Origin of the sequence: Denitromonas halophila (assembly GCF_007625155.1) — a bacterium.
Lineage (GTDB): Bacteria > Pseudomonadota > Gammaproteobacteria > Burkholderiales > Rhodocyclaceae > Nitrogeniibacter > Nitrogeniibacter halophilus.
Genome location: NZ_VMNK01000009.1, coordinates 23,830 through 39,292, shown reverse-complemented (window position 1 = coordinate 39,292; position 15,463 = coordinate 23,830). Strand labels below are relative to the sequence as shown.

Here is a 15,463-nt window from a genome sequence, read left to right as displayed (position 1 = left end):
ACCATGGCCGCCGACGCGCAGCCGACCCCAAAACGCCGCCGCTGGCCGTGGGCGGTGCTCGGCGGCTTGGTACTGCTGCTCGGTGCGGTGCTGGCCGTGCTCGGTTGGTTGCTGACCACGTCGTCGGGCCTCGAACGCCTGGTGCGCACGGCGGTGGATTACAGTGACGGGCAGTTGCGTATCGAGGGCGCCGAGGGGCGCCTGACCGGCCCGCTGCAGATCCGCCGCCTGTCGCTCACTACCCCGACGCTGCAGTTGCAACTCGACGCGCTGGCGCTGGACTGGTCGCCCGCGGCCTTGTTCGAGCGTCGCGTGCATATTCATTCCTTGTCGCTCGACAGTGTGCGCTTCGCTACCGCGCCCTCCGATGCGCCGGGCGAGTCGCCCGCCTTGCCGGACTCGCTGGCGCTGCCGGTCGCTGTTCAGGTTGACCGCTTGACGCTCGGCCGCCTGGCGCAAGAAGCCTTCCCGTTCGACCCCGCCACACCAGCCGGCACACCGCTGATCGACACCCTGGCCTTGAGCCTTACCACCGGTGCCGAGGTGCATCGCCTGGTGCTCGACTCGGTGGGCACCCCGGTCGGCCCGGCGAAAGGCGAGCTGTCGCTCGGTGTCGCGGCGCCACATCCGACCCAACTGACGGCCACACTGGCCGGCCAGTTCGGCGAGTACGCGATGGATGTGGCGCTCGTGGCGCACGGCCCGCTGGCGGCGCTGGACACCACCGCGACCGTCACGCGCGAAGCGACCGAGGTCGTCGTCGCGACGCAGCTCAAGCCTTTCGAAGTCATGCCGGTCGATCGGATCGCCCTGACCGGTGAGCGCATCAACCCGGCGCAGTGGGCCGCCAGCGCACCGACAGCGCTGATGCGTGTTGAGAGCACGCTGACGGTGACTGGCGACATGACGGCCCCGCAACTGAGTGGCCCGCTGAGCGTCAGCAACGCCGACAGCGGCGCCTGGGATACCGGCAAACTGCCGCTGCAGCAACTCGACGCGCAGCTGCAACTGAGCGCTGCGCAGGTCATGGTGAGCGACTTGCGCGCGCGGCTCGCCGGCAAGGGCAGCATCACCGGCGCGATCGACTGGGCGCCGTCGGACGATCCGGCCGGCCTGCTCAATGCCAAGCTCGCCTTGGCCGATATCAATCTGCATGCACTGGACGCGCGCCTGCCTGACTCGCGCATGAAGGGGCAGCTCGATGCCGCCGCCAGTGCCGGCAAGCAGACGCTGTCCGGCACGCTCAGCGACCCGCGCCTGCAGGCGACGCTGGCGGTGAATCACGCCGACGACCGCGTCACCATCGAAACGCTGGCGCTCAAGCGCGACAAGAGCCGGGTGGTGGCAACCGGGCATCTGAACACCACCGGCGTGCAGACCTTCGAGGTCGATCTCAAGCTCACCGCACTCGACCCCAAGCCGCTGTGGGCGGACGCGCCACCGGCCACCATCAACGGTGATCTGAAAGTGGCCGGCCAGCTCGATGATTTGCAGGGGCGGGTGAGCTATCGGCTTATCGACAGCGTGCTCGATGGCAAGCCGCTGGCCGGAGAGGGCGCGCTGCGCTGGCGGGGCGAACGGCTGTCGGAGGTGGCGGCGTGGTTGCGTCTGGCGGGCAACCGGGTCGACGCCACGGGCGCCTGGGGTGCCAAGGCCGATGTGCTGGATGTGCGCGTGAATGCGCCAGAGCTGGCCGCGCTGGGGCTGGACGTGTCGGGCGTGGCGCGGCTCGACGGGCAGATCAGTGGCGGGCTGAAAACACCGGCGGGGCGCTTTACCGCCTCGGCCGAAAAGCTGCGCCTGCCGGGCGAACTGCGACTGCAAAGCCTGACGGCCGATGTGTCGCTGGGCGAAGGGCTGGACGGGCCGATCTCGCTGGCCATTGGCGGGCAGGACTTGCGCACCCAGGCCAAGGGGCCGGCCCTGCTGGAGCGCTTTGCGCTGACTGCCGACGGCCGTCGTCAGCAGCATGTGATCGAACTGTCGGCGGCCGCCGGCAGCGGCGAGGCCATCGATGCCCGCCTGCGCGGCGGCCTGAGCGAGTCCATGGCCTGGCGCGGCACGGTCGAGGCGCTCGCCTTGGCGGGGCGCCTGCCGCTGAAGCTGACGGCCCCGGCGGCGCTGGAGGCGAGCGACAAGCGGGTGCGCCTGTCACGCGCGGCGCTGCGCACCGACGATGGGGGCCAGTTGGTCCTCGAGCAGACGGACTGGACGCCGGGCGCCGTCGTGGCCAAGGGCCACATGAGCGGTCTGTTGCTGGGTCTCGAAACTCGCCCCGACCAACCCCCCAAGCGCGGCCAGGGCGAATTGCAACTCGGCGGTGACTGGGATGTTCAGCTCGGCGAGACCGCGCGCGGCACGGTGCACGTGTTTCGCGAGTCGGGCGATCTGGTGCTCACCGGCGACACGGTGTTGCGCTTTGGCCTGACCGAGCTCGATGTGCTGGCGAATATTGACAACACGCAGTTGGCGCTCAGTCTGAATGCCAAGGGGGACACCCTTGGGACGCTCGCCGGTTCGGCGACGGCTCGGCTCAAGAAGGGCGCGGCCGGTTGGCAACTGGATGGGCAAGGCCCGCTGTTGGGTTCGGCCGTGCTCGATATCCCGGCGATTGGCTGGTTTGGTGCGCTGGTGAGTCCGGCCGTGCGCACCGACGGCAAGCTGCGCACCGAGTTCTCGCTCAGCGGTACGCCCGATGCGCCGGTAGGCGTGGGCCGCGTCACCGGGGATGATCTTGCGATCGGAATCGCTGATGAGGGGCTGCGTCTGTCGGGGGGCAAGCTGATCGCCGATTTCGATGCGAACCAGTTACGCATCGATACCCTGAGTTTCGCCTCACCCAGCCGCGTGGCGCCGCGCGACCGGCGCATCAATTACGCATCGCTTACCAAAACACCGGGTCAGCTCACCGCCAGTGGCGCGATGAGCCTGAAGGACGGCGACGGTCAGATTCGCTTCGAGGCCGACCGCCTGCCGATTTTCCAGCGCGCCGACCGCTGGCTGGCGGTCAGCGGCACGGGCAAGATCGAAACGCGCTGGGATGCGCCTTCGCTCGAAGCCAGTTTTCGTGCCGACGGGGGCTATCTTGAATTCGCCAAGTCGCCGGCGCCGAGCCTGTCCGATGATGTGGTGATTCTCGGTGACGAGCCGTCGGTGTCGAACCGTGCGCTCCAGGCGCGGGTCGAGGTGGATCTGGGTGAGCAGCTCTATCTGTCGGCGCTGGGGCTCGATACGCGCTTGGCGGGCAAGTTGCTGCTGCAGGTGCAGGCCGGCGATGCGCTACGCGCGACCGGCACGGTCAAGACCGTGGGTGGCAGTTTTGAGGGCTACGGACAGAAGCTGAATATCACTCGCGGCCAGGTGAATTTCATTGGTCCGCTGGATAACCCTGGCCTCGATGTGCTGGCTGTGCGCTCGGGTCTGGAGGTCGAGGCCGGGATGTCGATCACCGGCACGGTACGTCGGCCGCACATTCAGTTGGTGTCGACGCCCGATGTGCCAGACGCCGAAAAACTCGGCTGGATCGTCCTCGGCCGCAAGCCGGATGAGTCGGGTGGTGCCGATCTGGCCTTGCTGTTGCCGGCCGCACAGGCCTTGCTTGGCGGGCCAGGCGGCGGCGTGACCCGGGAGCTGGCAAGCGGGCTCGGGCTGGATGAGATATCGCTCGGTCAGGGGGAGCTGAACAGCGTCAGCCGCGGGGCAACCAGCTCGGTGGTCGGCGGCGGTAGCCGGATCGATAGCGGCGCAACCACCAGCGGCCGGGTGCTCACGCTCGGCAAACGGCTCTCGGCGACCACCACCATTTCCTTCGAACAAAGTCTGTCGGGTGTGGCGCAGATCGTCAAACTCACCCATCAACTGACCCGCAGCCTGTCCGTGGTCGGCCGCGCCGGCACGGATAACGCGGTCGATCTTCAGTGGAGCATGAGCTTCCGCTGAGGCGGTGCAGGCTCAGCGTCGGCTCGCACCGTCGGGCGTGTGCAGTCGCGTCAGGCGTTCTCGCTCCATGGGGCCCGCGCGGCCTCGTCTGCCAATGGCTTGATATTTGTCGTGTTTGGCTTCGCCATCGGCGCGGCAAAATGGTGAGCTATCTGTCTTGCGACGAGGTCTGCATGTCTGTTCATGGTGTACCAGAGAAAGTATCGATTCGTCTGATTGCCCAGTCGCTGCGGCGTGGCTGGCTCGATTTTCTCGACATGGCCTTGGTCAGCATGGGCTTTGCGGCGTGCTTTGTGGTGATTGGCATTGTGCTGATGACCGGCTTTGTCACGATCGGCATGGGGCCGATGGTGCCGCCGCTGATCGGCGGTTTCATGCTCTTCGGGCCGGTGTCGATGGCCGGCTATCACGCTTTGCTCGCGGCCCGGAAGGCGGGCCAGTCGCCCCGGCTGGGGGTGGCTTATGGCGCGATGAGGCACACCCCGCGGCCGGTGTGGGTGATGGGCTTGTTTTGCTGCTTCATGGTGTTGTTGTGGCTGACCGATGCGGGCACCTTGTACAGCTTCATGGTGGGCGAATGGCGCCACGACTGGATGTCGGTGTTGCCGCATTCATCGCAATTGCTGCGCTTCCACTTTGGCGCGGCGATCATGGGCGGCGCGCTGTCCTTGATTGTGTATACCGTGACGGTGCATGCGGTGCCCTTGCTGGTACGCGGTCAGGGCACGCTTGTGACCGCGGTGACGGCCAGTGTGCGGGCGGTCGGACGCTCGCTGTTTGCGCACCTGTTGTGGGCGGTGCTGCTGGCGCTGACGGTGATGGCCAGCATCTTCCTGTTGCCGGCCTTGCTGGTGGTGTTGCCGGTGGTGGCTTACGCCAGCATCCACTGGAACAAGACGGTTTTCCCCGAAGGCGCGAACGACACGTCCGCCTGAGGGTCGAAGCCTGTCACGACACAACAAAGGAGGCAGCCATGGCGGCGACAGAAACAGCGGTGCTCGGCGGGGGGTGCTTCTGGTGCCTGGAGGCGGTGTACCGTGATATTCGCGGTGTGAGCCGGGTGGTCTCGGGCTACTGCGGCGGTGCGGTTGATGTGCCGGACTATCACGCGGTGTGCGAGGGCGGTACGGGCCACGCCGAAGTGGTGCAGATCGAATTCGATCCGGCGGTGGTGAGTTTTCGACAGTTGCTCGAGGTGTTCTTCGTCATTCATGACCCGACCACGCTGAACCGGCAAGGCAACGATGTGGGTACGCAGTATCGGTCGGTGATTTTTGCGCAGAGCCCGGCGCAGCGCGCCGACGCTGAGGCGGTGATGGATGAACTGCGCGCGGCCGGCGCCTTCGCCGACCCCATCATGACCGAACTGGTCGCCGCCGAGCACTTCTGGCCGGCCGAGGACTACCACCAGGATTACCTCGCCCGCAATGGCCACCAACCCTATTGCCAGGCGGTGGTGTCACCCAAGCTGGCCAAATTCCGCGCGCGCTTCGCGGCGCTGCGTTCGGCCTGAGACGGTACAATCGGCGTTCAATTTCCAAGGAGGCAACATGACTGAGCAAACCACCACGGCCAGCGGCCTGATCATCGAAGAGCTGGTTGTTGGCGAAGGCGCTACCGCCGAGGCCGGTCAGCACGTAAAGGTGCACTACACCGGTTGGCTGACCGACGGGCGCAAGTTTGATTCGAGCAAGGATCGCAACGATCCCTTCGTGTTTCCGCTCGGCCAGCGCCATGTCATCTCTGGTTGGGACGAGGGCGTTCAGGGCATGAAGGTGGGTGGCACGCGTAAGCTGACCATCCCGCCCGAACTGGGCTATGGCGCGCGCGGCGCGGGCGGTGTGATTCCGCCGAATGCCACGCTGGTGTTCGAAGTGGAATTGCTGGACGTCGCGTAAGAAGACGCTGCGTGCCAACAAAAACGGCCGCTGCGAGCGGCCGTTTTTTTATGCGTGCTTGCGGCGGAGGAAGGCGGCCAGCACGGCAAGGCCGCCGAGCAGCATCGCCGCCGGTGCAGGCTCCGGCACGGGGGCGGTCACCGCCGGCAGGGCGGCCAGGGTTTGGGCGTCCCAGTAGCTCGGCAGGCTCTGCCACAAGTTGTCGTTATGCACTCCGTCGGTGACAAAGGCGTAGCCAAAGTTGGCGGCCGGAGCGCCGCCAATCACCGACTGCATCGTGGCCGCATCGGCGCCGTGCAAAAGTATGCCGAAGCGTGAGGCATCGTACTGCTGTTGGTAGGCTGGGGCGACGAACTGGTCGAAGTTGTGGGCGAATTCTTCGAAGATCACCAGGGTGTCGAAGATGTTGAGATAGCCGATGTCGGTCGGGGTGCCGGGGTTGCCAATCAGGCCGAGCGACGGATTGGCGTCGCGCACATAGTCGGCAAGCTGGGTGAAGTAGCCCAGATCGGCAGCGTATTCGGAGACCTCGTCGACAAAGAAACCGTCAAGGGCGTACCAGTCGAGGTAGCGGTCGATTTCCTGGGTGAGCCCGGAGAAACTGCGTGCCGCCCAGTCGGTGCCGACATACGCATAGACCTTGCCGCCCGCAGCGCGTAGCGCGTTGATCGCGGCGCTGTGACTCGCATCGATGGCGCTGCCCGCACCGTTGTCGGGGTTGATGATGACGCTGAGCGGCTGGCGGGCGGCGGTGTCGGTGAGTTGTGTCCACTCGGCGGTGTGGGTGCCGGGGTAGAAGTAGGCGGGGACGAGCAGTTCAACGTCGGTGGCGTTTGCGGTGCCGATGGCCAGCCAAGCGCTGGCGCCGAGCATGAGGGTTCTTTTCAATGGGGTCATGACAGCCTTTTTGGGGGGCGAGGCCGGCATGGGCGCCAGCATTCCGGCGCTAATGATGTCGGCATCAAGGCGTGGACACCACCCCCTGAACTGAAACAAATTGCGGCAGGCGGGGAATCAGGCGGTGAGCAGTTCGAGCAGGGCCGGACCGTAGGCGTCGAGCTTGCGGTCGCCAATGCCGGAGACCGCGCCGAGTTCTGCTAGCGAGCCCGGTTTGCGGTTGGCAATTTCGAGCAAGGTGGCGTCATGGAAGATGACATAGGCCGGCACGTTGCGCTCGCGGGCGGTGTCGGCGCGCCATTCGCGCAGGCGCTCGTAGAGCTCGGCTTCGGCGCCAGTCGGTACGATGCGGCCGCGGCCGGCCTTGAGACGCTTGGTTTTCTTGACCGGCTGGCGAATTTCAAAGGCCGCCTCGCCTTTGAGCAGGGGGCGTGCCGTCTCGGTGAGCATCAGCGCGCCGAAGCGGTCGTGATCAACCGCCAGAAATCCGCGCGCGACCAGTTGCCTGAACACGCTGCGCCAGAGCTTGTCGTCCACGTCTGCGCCAATGCCGAAGGTGGTGAGCGATGCGTGACCGCGCTCGCGCACTTTGTCGGTCGTTTCGCCGCGCAGCACGTCGACGAGATAAGCCGCGCCATAGCGCTGGTCGGTGCGATAGACGCAGGACAGTGCCTTGCGCGCGGCGTCGGTCACGTCGAGCGTTTTGGGTGGGTCGATGCAATTGTCGCAGTTGCCGCAGGGCTGGGCCGCCTCGCCGAAATAGCTCAGCAGGTGCTGGCGCCGGCAGTCGGTGGCTTCGACCAGCCCGACCAGCGTGTCGAGCCGGTTGCTGGCCAGGCGCTTGAAGGTGTCGTTGCCTTCGGATTCGTCGATCATCCGGCGCTGCTGCACCACATCGGCGGCGCCCCAGGCCATCCACGCCTCGGCGGCCAGGCCATCGCGCCCGGCGCGGCCGGTTTCCTGGTAATAGCCTTCGATCGAACGCGGCAAGTCGAGGTGGGCAACGAAGCGCACATCGGGTTTGTCGATGCCCATGCCGAAGGCGATGGTGGCGACCATCACCACGCCGTCTTCGCGCAGAAAGCGGCGCTGGTGCTCGGCGCGTTGCTCCTGCGGCAGGCCGGCGTGATAGGGCAGGGCCTTGACGCCTTGCTCGGCCAGCCAGGCGGCGGTCTCCTCGACCTTGCGCCGCGACAGGCAGTACACAATGCCGGCTTCGCCCGGGTGTTCCTGCACGAAGTCGAACAGCTGCTTGCGCGGCCCGTCCTTCTCGACCATGCGATAGCGGATGTTCGGCCGGTCGAAGCTGGCCACAAAGCGGCGCGCCTCGGTGAGGTTCAGGCGAAGGGCGATTTCTTCGCGCGTTTGATGGTCGGCAGTGGCCGTCAGGGCAATGCGTGGCACATCTGGAAAGCGTTCGGAGAGCACCGATAACTGCAAATATTCGGGTCGGAAGTCATGCCCCCATTGCGAGACGCAGTGCGCTTCGTCAATGGCGAATAGCGCGATGCCGCCGGTCTCGTGCGTGTGATTGAGTTGTGCCAGGGTGCGCGCATTGAGCAGGCGCTCGGGGGCGACATAGAGCAGGTCGAGCCCGCCCGACATCCAGCGCCGCTCGACCGCGTCGGCCGCCTCGTAGGAGAGGCTGGAGTTCAGATACGCTGCCGCGACGCCGGCCTCTTGCAAGGCGCTGACCTGGTCCTGCATCAGGGCGATCAGGGGCGAAATGACGATCGCGGTACCGCTGCGCATCAGGGCCGGAATCTGGTAGCACAAGGATTTGCCGCCGCCGGTGGGCATCAGCACCAGGGCGTCATCGCCCCCCGCGACATGCTCGACAATGGCGCCTTGCTCACCGCGGAACTCCGGGTAACCAAAGACATGTTGAAGAATTTCGTGGGCACGGGACATGGGGCAACATTCTACCGGGGTGCGTGTTCGGCGGGGGCAGTGGGCTGCGTCGGAAAAATTGACACTTACGTCTGAAATGGCTTGGAGTTCTTTTGTTGTAGAACCTATCGTATTGTTTTAATGCTGAAAAATTATTCAGGCATGATGTGTGCTGTACAGCTTTCGTGAGTTCAAACGAAAGGAGTTTTCCCATGAAAAGCATCAAGAAAATTTTTGCTGCGCTGGCGTTCAGCGCAGTGGCATCCACTGCTTCCGCCGTGCCGGTCGACCTCGGCCTGTCCTTGGTGATTGATGTATCCGGCAGTGTGGACACCGCCGAATACAACCTGCAGATGGATGGTTACGCCAACGCCTTCCGTAGTGCTGCCGTGCAGTCGAATATTCTCGGCGGCACGAACGGTCAGATTGGCGTCAACGTGGTGTTCTTTGATTCCAACTTCTACTCCACCAGCCTCGACGCGTTTACGATTCTGGACTCCACCTCGGCGATCAATGCTTTTGCAGACATCCTGGATGTGTTTGCGCGCCCGGGCAGCGGCGGCACCTCCATCTACACCGGCACAAACCGTGCGGTTTCGCTGCTGACCGCGGCAACGAGCGGCATCGAAACCACCAATATGGTGATTGACGTGTCGGGCGATGGCACCAGTTCGTCGAGTTCCGATCAGGCGGCGCGGAACGCTGCGGCGGCCCTGAACATCACGATCAACGGCTTGGCAATCGAAGCAAATGCGACGAGCACCTCGATCACCAACTACTACACCAACAACGTGGTAACCGGTGACGGCTTTGTCGAGACGGCAGCTGACTTCTCGGACTTCCAGCGCGCGGTTGAGAACAAGCTGCGTATCGAAACCGCGCCTCCGGGTAACCAGATCCCGCTGCCCGGTACGCTGGCCCTGCTCGGCCTCGGCATGGCCGGTCTGGCTGCGGTTCGCAAGCGCAGCTGAGATTTCAGCGAGTCAAAAAAACGGCAGCCTTCTGGCTGCCGTTTTTATTTGTCGGTTGAGTAATGCTCAGACTTCCAGATCCTGGAACAGGGCGGTCGACAGGTAGCGCTCACCAAATGAGGGGATGACTACGACGATCAGTTTGCCCTTGTTTTCGGGGCGGCGGGCGACTTCGAGTGCGGCGCTGACGGCGGCGCCGGAGGAGATGCCGACCAGCAGACCTTCTTCGGCGGCCATGCGGCGGGCAAGGCTGAAGGCGTCTTCATTCTTGACGCGTACCACTTCGTCGTAAATCTCGGTGTTGAGCACTTCGGGCACGAAGCCTGCGCCGATGCCCTGAATCGGGTGCGGGCCCTTCTGGCCGCCGGACAGCACCGGGCTGGCGTCGGGTTCGACGGCGATGATCTGCACGTCGCTCTTGCGGGCCTTGAGCACTTCGCCCACGCCGGTGATGGTGCCGCCGGTGCCGATGCCCGAGACCACGATATCGACCTTGCCATCGGTGTCATTCCAGATTTCTTCGGCGGTGGTCTTGCGGTGGACTTCCGGGTTGGCCGGGTTGGCGAATTGCTGCGGAACCAGGTAGCGCGAATCGGCAGCGGCCAGTTCTTCGGCCTTTCGGATGGCGCCGCCCATGCCGTCGGGGCCGGGGGTGAGGATCAGCTCGGCGCCGTAGGCCTTGAGCAGCAGGCGACGCTCGCGGCTCATGGTCTCGGGCATGACGAAGGCGCATTTGTAGCCGCGCGCGGCGCAAACCATGGCCAGGCCGATGCCGGTGTTGCCGGAGGTCGGTTCGAGGATGATGGTGTCGGCGGTGATTTTGCCGGCGGCCTCGGCGGCGTTGATCATGGACACAGCGATGCGGTCCTTGACGCTGTGGGCCGGGTTGTAAAACTCGAGTTTGCACGCGATGGTCGCGTCGATGCCCGCGTTGACGCGGTTGAGACGAACGAGCGGCGTGTTGCCGATCAGATCGGTGACGGAGTTGGCGATTTTCATGGACGTGTCCTGACTGGTTTGACTTATTCATTCTAGGCGATGCGGGTGGCGAATCGCAGGGCAAATTTGGAATAAGCACATAACGCTAAGGCGTGTTGTCAGGCGCAGGCGAGGCGGCCGAGATGGGTTTCGGCGAGGGCCGGTCGCCCGAAGTGGTAGCCCTGGGCAGTGCTGCAGCCCATCAGGCGCAGCGCGGCAACCTGGGCGGGGTTTTCGACACCCTCGGCCAGTACCTGAATGCCCAGGCTTCGTCCCATGGCGAGAATGGCCTGCACAATGGCGCGATCATTGGCGTCGCCGGGCAGGCCGTCGATGAAGCTGCGGTCGATCTTGAGGGTGTTGATGGGTAGTCGCTTGAGGTAGGAGAGCGACGAGAACCCGGTGCCGAAGTCGTCGAGCGACAGGGCGATGCCCATTTCGCGAATGCCGTGCAAGGTGGCGATGGCGGGCTCGGCGTCTTTGAGAATGTCCGATTCGGTGACCTCGATCTCGATCCACTCCGGGCGGCATTGTTCCTGCTCGAGGATAGTGCACAGCACGCCGAGGAAGTCGAGCCGTCGCAGTTGGCGGCCCGAGACGTTGATGGCCACTCGCGGCGGAACGAAGCCGGCCTCGCGCCAGTGCCGGATCTGGGCGCAGGACTTGCGGAGCACCAATTCGCCGAGCGGTACGATCATGCCGTTGTTTTCGGCCAGGGGGATGAAGATGTCGGGCGGGATGGTGCCGTGATCGGGGTCGGTCCAGCGGCACAGAGCCTCGAAGCCGATCAGTTCGCCCGACTGGAGGTCGACTTGGGGCTGGAACCAGACATTCAGTGTTTCACTGCTGATGGCGTGACGCAGCGCGTTTTCGAGCTTGACGCGCTGGCGGGTGGTTTCGGTCTGGGTGGCGCAGTAGCGCTGAGCGTTGTTTCGGCCGAGTTGCTTGGCCTGGTACATGGCGGTGTCGGCGTTGCGCAGCAGGGCTTCGACGGAGTCGCCATCGCGGGGGTAGAGGCTGACGCCGATGCTCGCGCCGATGAAGAACTCTTGTTCGTTCCGGCCGATTGGCGGGATAAGGCTGGCCAGAATGCGCTCGGCGGCCTGGTCGGCTTGCTCGGCATCTTCGATGTCTTCCATCAGCACCACGAATTCGTCGCCGCCAAGGCGGGCCACGGTGTCTTCGTCCCGCACGCACTCGTGCAGTCGCATGGCGACGTGTTTGAGCACCAGGTCACCGGTTTCGTGACCGTAGGAGTCGTTGATGTCCTTGAAGTGGTCAAGGTCGAGGAACATCACCGCGACCGTTCGCTTGTCGCGGCTGGCGCGGCGAATGGCGGTGGCGATGCGATCGTTGAGCAGGTTGCGATTGGGCAGATCGGTGAGCGAGTCGTGTTGCGCCATGTGCTCGAGCTGGGCTTCGGAGGTCTTGGCGGCGGAAATGTCGGTAAAGATGCCCAGGTAGTGAATGAGCTGGCCTTCCTCATTGCGTACGGGCGAGATGTCCAGCCATTCGGGGTAGATCTCGCCCGATTTGCGCCGGTTCCAGATCTCGCCTTGCCAGCGGCCATACTGGGCCAGGCTGTCCCACATGCGTTGGTAGAAGGCTTCGCTGTGCCGGTCCGAGTGCAGCAGCTTTGGCGTTTGGCCAACGGCTTCTTCGGCGCTGTAGCCGGTGATGCGGGTAAAAGCCGGGTTGACCATCTCGATCACGCCGTCAGGGCGGGTGATGGTGATGCCTTCGGCGGCGTTGTCGAAAAACTGTGCCGCGAGTCGCAGGCGGTCATTGGCCCGGCGCTCCTGGGTAAGTCGTCGTCCGACGCCAAGCAGGCCCAGTACCGTCCCGTCGGGCAGGGTGACCGGCGATTTGAGTGTTTCGTAGCGCTCGTAGTGTCCGTCGGAGTGCCTGACGCGCTCCTCGAATCGTTGCGTTGATCCACAGCTGAGGACGCGTTGATCGGCGGCGTGAAAGGCACAGGCTTCTTCGCCGGGGAAAAAGTCGTCGTCGTTGTGGCCGAGAATGTCTTCAGGGGGGCGTCCGATGACTTGCGCGGCGGCACGGTTGATCAGTCGAAAGCGGCTGTCGCGATCCTTGAAAAAAATCAAGTCGTCGCTGGCGTCAATCAGCGCTTCGAGCAGTGCGCGTTGTTCTTCGGCACTCTTCAGGGCCCGGGCGCGTTTCCGGTTGATGCAGTGCAAACCAAAGGCCAGCGCGGCAAACAAGGCGATGGTGGCTGCGCTGAGACCCGGGCCAAACCCGTGTTGATGGTCCTGTGGTGGCGTGGGGGCCGTGTTGAATGCTGTGGTCGCAGCGGCCTGGGGGCTCGGCGTGGGTGATTGCGCGGCGGCCTCGGCGTAGAGGGGCAGCACGACCACCAGCGTACACAGCCGCGCAACGCGGCGAATGGTATCGCCGAGCTCCTGTGTGCGCTGTTTGCCTGAGTGAATCCGCATAGGGTCGATAGTCGAGAGTCGATTGCTCATTAATCGCTTCTAGTGCTATCGGCGGATGCGGCCTCTTCTTGAGCGCAAAGGCTTGGCGGCGTGAGGTGTGTCACGCCGCGGGGGTCAGGCTGACCGTGGCGGGGCGCCGAGGCTTTGCCGGATGGTGTCGAGCAGTCGGGTGGTGGAGCGTTCATGCTCGAAGGCAATGGCGTGAACCTGGCCGCCCCAGGCGGTCACCTCGGCCGCGCCGACGATGGTGTCGGTCGGCCAGTCGCCGCCTTTGACGAGCACGTCCGGACGGCAGGTGAGGATGGTGTCGAGCGGCGTGTCTTCGTCGAACCAGGTCGCCAGATCGACACTGCCGAGCGCGGCCATGACCGCGAGCCGATCGGCCAGCGGATTGATGGGGCGGTCGGCCCCTTTGCCGAGGCGGCGCACAGAGGCATCGGTGTTGAGCGCAACGATGAGCGATGCGCCCAGCGCGCGGGCGCGGGCCAGGCAGGTCACGTGGCCGCGATGCAGGATGTCGAAGCAGCCATTGGTGAATACACGCGGCCGCGGCAAGCTCGCGACGCGCTCGGCGAGCGCTTCGGGGGGGCAGATCTTGGTTTCGAAATCAGGAGGCAAAAGGGCCATGACGGCGTCCGGCGGGCAAAGGCGCAGGATACCGCAGCCGTGCTGATCAGTTCGCCTTGCGCCATTCGGCGAGCGCGTCGGGCAAGTCGTCGAGCTGCGCAATCTGCTGCACCTTGTCGATGCGCTTGCGTTTGCCATGCAGCGCCGCGCCGCCTGCCCACAGCGCGATGCTGGCGGGGAGTGCATCGCGAAGCTGCTCAATGCCGCGAAAGGCCTGGCGTGCCGGAAACGCGGCGCTGAAAGACACGGCGACGACGTCGAACTGGCCGTCGCGGGCCGCCTGTGCGATGTCGGCCAACGGCGTTTGCGCCCCCAGCGAGATGCATTGCACCCCCTCGGGCGCGAGCATGGCCTCGACCATGAGCAGGCCGAGAATGTGCTCCTCGCCGGGCAGGGTGGTCATCAGGATGCGCGGTGAGCGGCTGCCCGTGCCCAGGCTGCTGATGCTGCTGCGGAGCAGGTTCTGGACGTGCTCGGTAAACAGGTGTTCCTCGGCAACGCCAATCTCGCCGTGCAACCACGCCTCACCGATGGCCCGGCTCAAGGGCGCGACAAGTTCGCTCACAAAGCGCTGCAGGCCGAGTTTGACCAGGTGTTGCTGGAGTGTGGCGCGAAGCTCCGCGCTGCGGTGCAGGCGCACCAGGTCGATCAGCGCGGCAATGCCGGGGTCCGCGGGTTCTCGACCGCGCTCGCCGGCGGGTTCGAGTAGTGCGGCGAGCGCCTCGGTGGGGGCCGCGACGATGCTGCCGGGGCGGTGGCCCTGGTCGAGCAGGCGCCTCAACAGACGCAGTTTTTCGACCTGCTCGGCCGGGTAGAGGCGTTCGCCCTTGTCGTCTCGCACGGGTTGCGGGAAGGCGTAGCGACGCTCCCAGACACGCAAGGTGTCTTTGGGGATTCCGGTGTCGCGTTCGACGGCGGCGATGGGGAGTGCGCTCATTGTTTGTCCTGGACAAAGTGTTGACGTTTCTTTCGGCTAGCTCTATCTTAGGGGTGTGATTCAATTTTGTCTAGGACAGATTCATGAATAAGAAAAGCGTGTTCAGTGTCAGCGGGGTCGCCGCCTTGAGCGTCGGATTTGCTGCGGTTCTGCTGGTCTCCGGGCTTCGTGTCGAGGCCTCTCCGGCCGCTGCCGGGGCGGAAACGGGCTCAAATACTGTCCTGGACAAACAGGCCTCATCGACGACGCCGCTCGAGCACCTGATCGTGCTGCATCGGGGGTGGTGATCATGCGCCGCTTCGCGATCAGCTCGGCCGCTTCCCCGGCGGTGACTGCCTTTGCGCTATGGGCCTTGACCTCGCCGGTGTGGGCGCAGAAAACCTGCCCCGCACTGCTCGACCACGACTTCACCCCGCTGATGGATACGCAGCCCGAGCGCTTGTGTCAGTTCGCCGGGCAGGTCGTGCTGGTGGTCAATACGGCCAGCCGGTGCGCGTTTACCCCTCAGTACGACGGGCTGGAGCGCTTGCATGCGCAGTATCGCGAGCGCGGTCTGGTGGTCGTGGGCTTCCCGTCAAATGACTTTGGCGGCCAGGAGCCGGGCTCGGGCAAACAGATCGCCGATTTCTGCCAGACGACCTACGGCGCGACGTTTCCGCTGCACGCGAAATCGTCGGTGCGTGGTGCGCAGGCGCATCCCTTCTATCGACAACTCGCCGCGCAGACCGGAGAGGCGCCGCGCTGGAACTTTCACAAGTATGTGATCGACCGCAGCGGCACCGAGGTGCGCAGCTTCGCCAGCGATGTGCCGCCGGACGATCCGGCGCTGGTGGCGCATATCGAGAAACTGCTTTCCGACCGCCAGCCCTGAGC

13 protein-coding genes are annotated in these 15,463 nt (G+C 64.9%); 7 read left to right on the top strand and 6 right to left on the bottom strand.

The features are described 5' to 3' along the window. Positions 1–3: 3 nt before the first annotated feature. The 4 genes from FHP91_RS11165 (at position 4) to FHP91_RS11150 (ending at position 5,837) form a co-directional block, all read left to right on the top strand. A complete protein-coding gene (locus tag FHP91_RS11165; protein WP_144309682.1) occupies positions 4–3,939 on the top strand; it encodes a translocation/assembly module TamB domain-containing protein in 3,936 nt (1,311 codons plus the stop codon). A 173-nt stretch (positions 3,940–4,112) separates the two neighbouring features. Further along, positions 4,113–4,874 carry a DUF2189 domain-containing protein gene (locus tag FHP91_RS11160; RefSeq protein WP_186301517.1) on the top strand — a complete coding sequence of 254 codons (762 nt, stop codon included), beginning with the start codon at positions 4,113–4,115 and terminating at the stop codon, positions 4,872–4,874. Between the two features lie 38 nt (positions 4,875–4,912). Next, positions 4,913–5,452: a peptide-methionine (S)-S-oxide reductase MsrA gene (gene msrA / locus FHP91_RS11155; protein WP_144309680.1), complete on the top strand. Its 540-nt coding sequence runs from the start codon at positions 4,913–4,915 to the stop codon at positions 5,450–5,452. A gap of 37 nt (positions 5,453–5,489) precedes the next feature. Continuing rightward, complete coding sequence (locus tag FHP91_RS11150) at positions 5,490–5,837, top strand: FKBP-type peptidyl-prolyl cis-trans isomerase (RefSeq protein ID WP_144178796.1); 348 nt, start codon at positions 5,490–5,492, stop codon at positions 5,835–5,837. A 48-nt stretch (positions 5,838–5,885) separates the two neighbouring features. On the opposite strand, the gene FHP91_RS11145 is transcribed toward FHP91_RS11150, so the two are convergent. Together FHP91_RS11145 and recQ are read right to left on the bottom strand one after the other, a co-directional pair. Then, on the bottom strand, positions 5,886–6,734 hold the full coding sequence (locus tag FHP91_RS11145) for a spherulation-specific family 4 protein (protein ID WP_186301516.1): 849 nt from the start codon (positions 6,732–6,734) through the stop codon (positions 5,886–5,888). Positions 6,735–6,851: 117 nt separating this feature from the next. Further along, positions 6,852–8,645, bottom strand: a complete 1,794-nt coding sequence (recQ, locus tag FHP91_RS11140; protein ID WP_144309678.1) for a DNA helicase RecQ — start codon at positions 8,643–8,645, stop codon at positions 6,852–6,854. Between the two features lie 191 nt (positions 8,646–8,836). On the opposite strand from recQ, the gene FHP91_RS11135 reads away from it, so the two are divergent. Next, positions 8,837–9,595 carry a DUF1194 domain-containing protein gene (locus FHP91_RS11135; RefSeq protein WP_144309785.1) on the top strand — a complete coding sequence of 253 codons (759 nt, stop codon included), beginning with the start codon at positions 8,837–8,839 and terminating at the stop codon, positions 9,593–9,595. A gap of 66 nt (positions 9,596–9,661) precedes the next feature. On the opposite strand, the gene cysK is transcribed toward FHP91_RS11135, so the two are convergent. From cysK to FHP91_RS11115, 4 genes are all read right to left on the bottom strand, one after another. Beyond that, a complete protein-coding gene (gene cysK, locus FHP91_RS11130) occupies positions 9,662–10,594 on the bottom strand; it encodes a cysteine synthase A (RefSeq protein ID WP_144309677.1) in 933 nt (310 codons plus the stop codon). 98 nt (positions 10,595–10,692) lie between these two features. Then, positions 10,693–13,056: a putative bifunctional diguanylate cyclase/phosphodiesterase gene (locus FHP91_RS11125; protein WP_144309676.1), complete on the bottom strand. Its 2,364-nt coding sequence runs from the start codon at positions 13,054–13,056 to the stop codon at positions 10,693–10,695. A gap of 84 nt (positions 13,057–13,140) precedes the next feature. After that, positions 13,141–13,653 (bottom strand): adenylyltransferase/cytidyltransferase family protein, encoded by a 513-nt coding sequence (locus tag FHP91_RS11120; protein WP_144309675.1) that lies wholly within the window; start codon positions 13,651–13,653, stop codon positions 13,141–13,143. Between the two features lie 46 nt (positions 13,654–13,699). Continuing rightward, positions 13,700–14,590, bottom strand: coding sequence for a MerR family transcriptional regulator (locus tag FHP91_RS11115; protein ID WP_144309674.1), 891 nt, complete (start codon positions 14,588–14,590; stop codon positions 13,700–13,702). 83 nt (positions 14,591–14,673) lie between these two features. Here FHP91_RS11115 and FHP91_RS11110 point away from each other — a divergent pair, with 83 nt between their 5' ends. Together FHP91_RS11110 and FHP91_RS11105 are read left to right on the top strand one after the other, a co-directional pair. Beyond that, positions 14,674–14,877 (top strand): hypothetical protein, encoded by a 204-nt coding sequence (locus tag FHP91_RS11110; RefSeq protein ID WP_144309673.1) that lies wholly within the window; start codon positions 14,674–14,676, stop codon positions 14,875–14,877. A gap of 2 nt (positions 14,878–14,879) precedes the next feature. Continuing rightward, complete coding sequence (locus FHP91_RS11105; RefSeq protein ID WP_144309672.1) at positions 14,880–15,461, top strand: glutathione peroxidase; 582 nt, start codon at positions 14,880–14,882, stop codon at positions 15,459–15,461. Positions 15,462–15,463: the final 2 nt, after the last annotated feature.

Bases quoted from the DNA above. Each gene is read 5' to 3' on its own strand.
- FHP91_RS11165 (WP_144309682.1), top strand. From the start codon at position 4: ATGGCCGCCGACGCGCAGCCGACCCCAAAACGCCGCCGCTGGCCGTGG.
- FHP91_RS11160 (WP_186301517.1), top strand. From the start codon at position 4,113: ATGTCTGTTCATGGTGTACCAGAGAAAGTATCGATTCGTCTGATTGCC.
- msrA (WP_144309680.1), top strand. From the start codon at position 4,913: ATGGCGGCGACAGAAACAGCGGTGCTCGGCGGGGGGTGCTTCTGGTGC.
- FHP91_RS11150 (WP_144178796.1), top strand. From the start codon at position 5,490: ATGACTGAGCAAACCACCACGGCCAGCGGCCTGATCATCGAAGAGCTG.
- FHP91_RS11145 (WP_186301516.1), bottom strand. From the start codon at position 6,734: ATGACCCCATTGAAAAGAACCCTCATGCTCGGCGCCAGCGCTTGGCTG.
- recQ (WP_144309678.1), bottom strand. From the start codon at position 8,645: ATGTCCCGTGCCCACGAAATTCTTCAACATGTCTTTGGTTACCCGGAG.
- FHP91_RS11135 (WP_144309785.1), top strand. From the start codon at position 8,837: ATGAAAAGCATCAAGAAAATTTTTGCTGCGCTGGCGTTCAGCGCAGTG.
- cysK (WP_144309677.1), bottom strand. From the start codon at position 10,594: ATGAAAATCGCCAACTCCGTCACCGATCTGATCGGCAACACGCCGCTC.
- FHP91_RS11125 (WP_144309676.1), bottom strand. From the start codon at position 13,056: ATGAGCAATCGACTCTCGACTATCGACCCTATGCGGATTCACTCAGGC.
- FHP91_RS11120 (WP_144309675.1), bottom strand. From the start codon at position 13,653: ATGGCCCTTTTGCCTCCTGATTTCGAAACCAAGATCTGCCCCCCCGAA.
- FHP91_RS11115 (WP_144309674.1), bottom strand. From the start codon at position 14,590: ATGAGCGCACTCCCCATCGCCGCCGTCGAACGCGACACCGGAATCCCC.
- FHP91_RS11110 (WP_144309673.1), top strand. From the start codon at position 14,674: ATGAATAAGAAAAGCGTGTTCAGTGTCAGCGGGGTCGCCGCCTTGAGC.
- FHP91_RS11105 (WP_144309672.1), top strand. From the start codon at position 14,880: ATGCGCCGCTTCGCGATCAGCTCGGCCGCTTCCCCGGCGGTGACTGCC.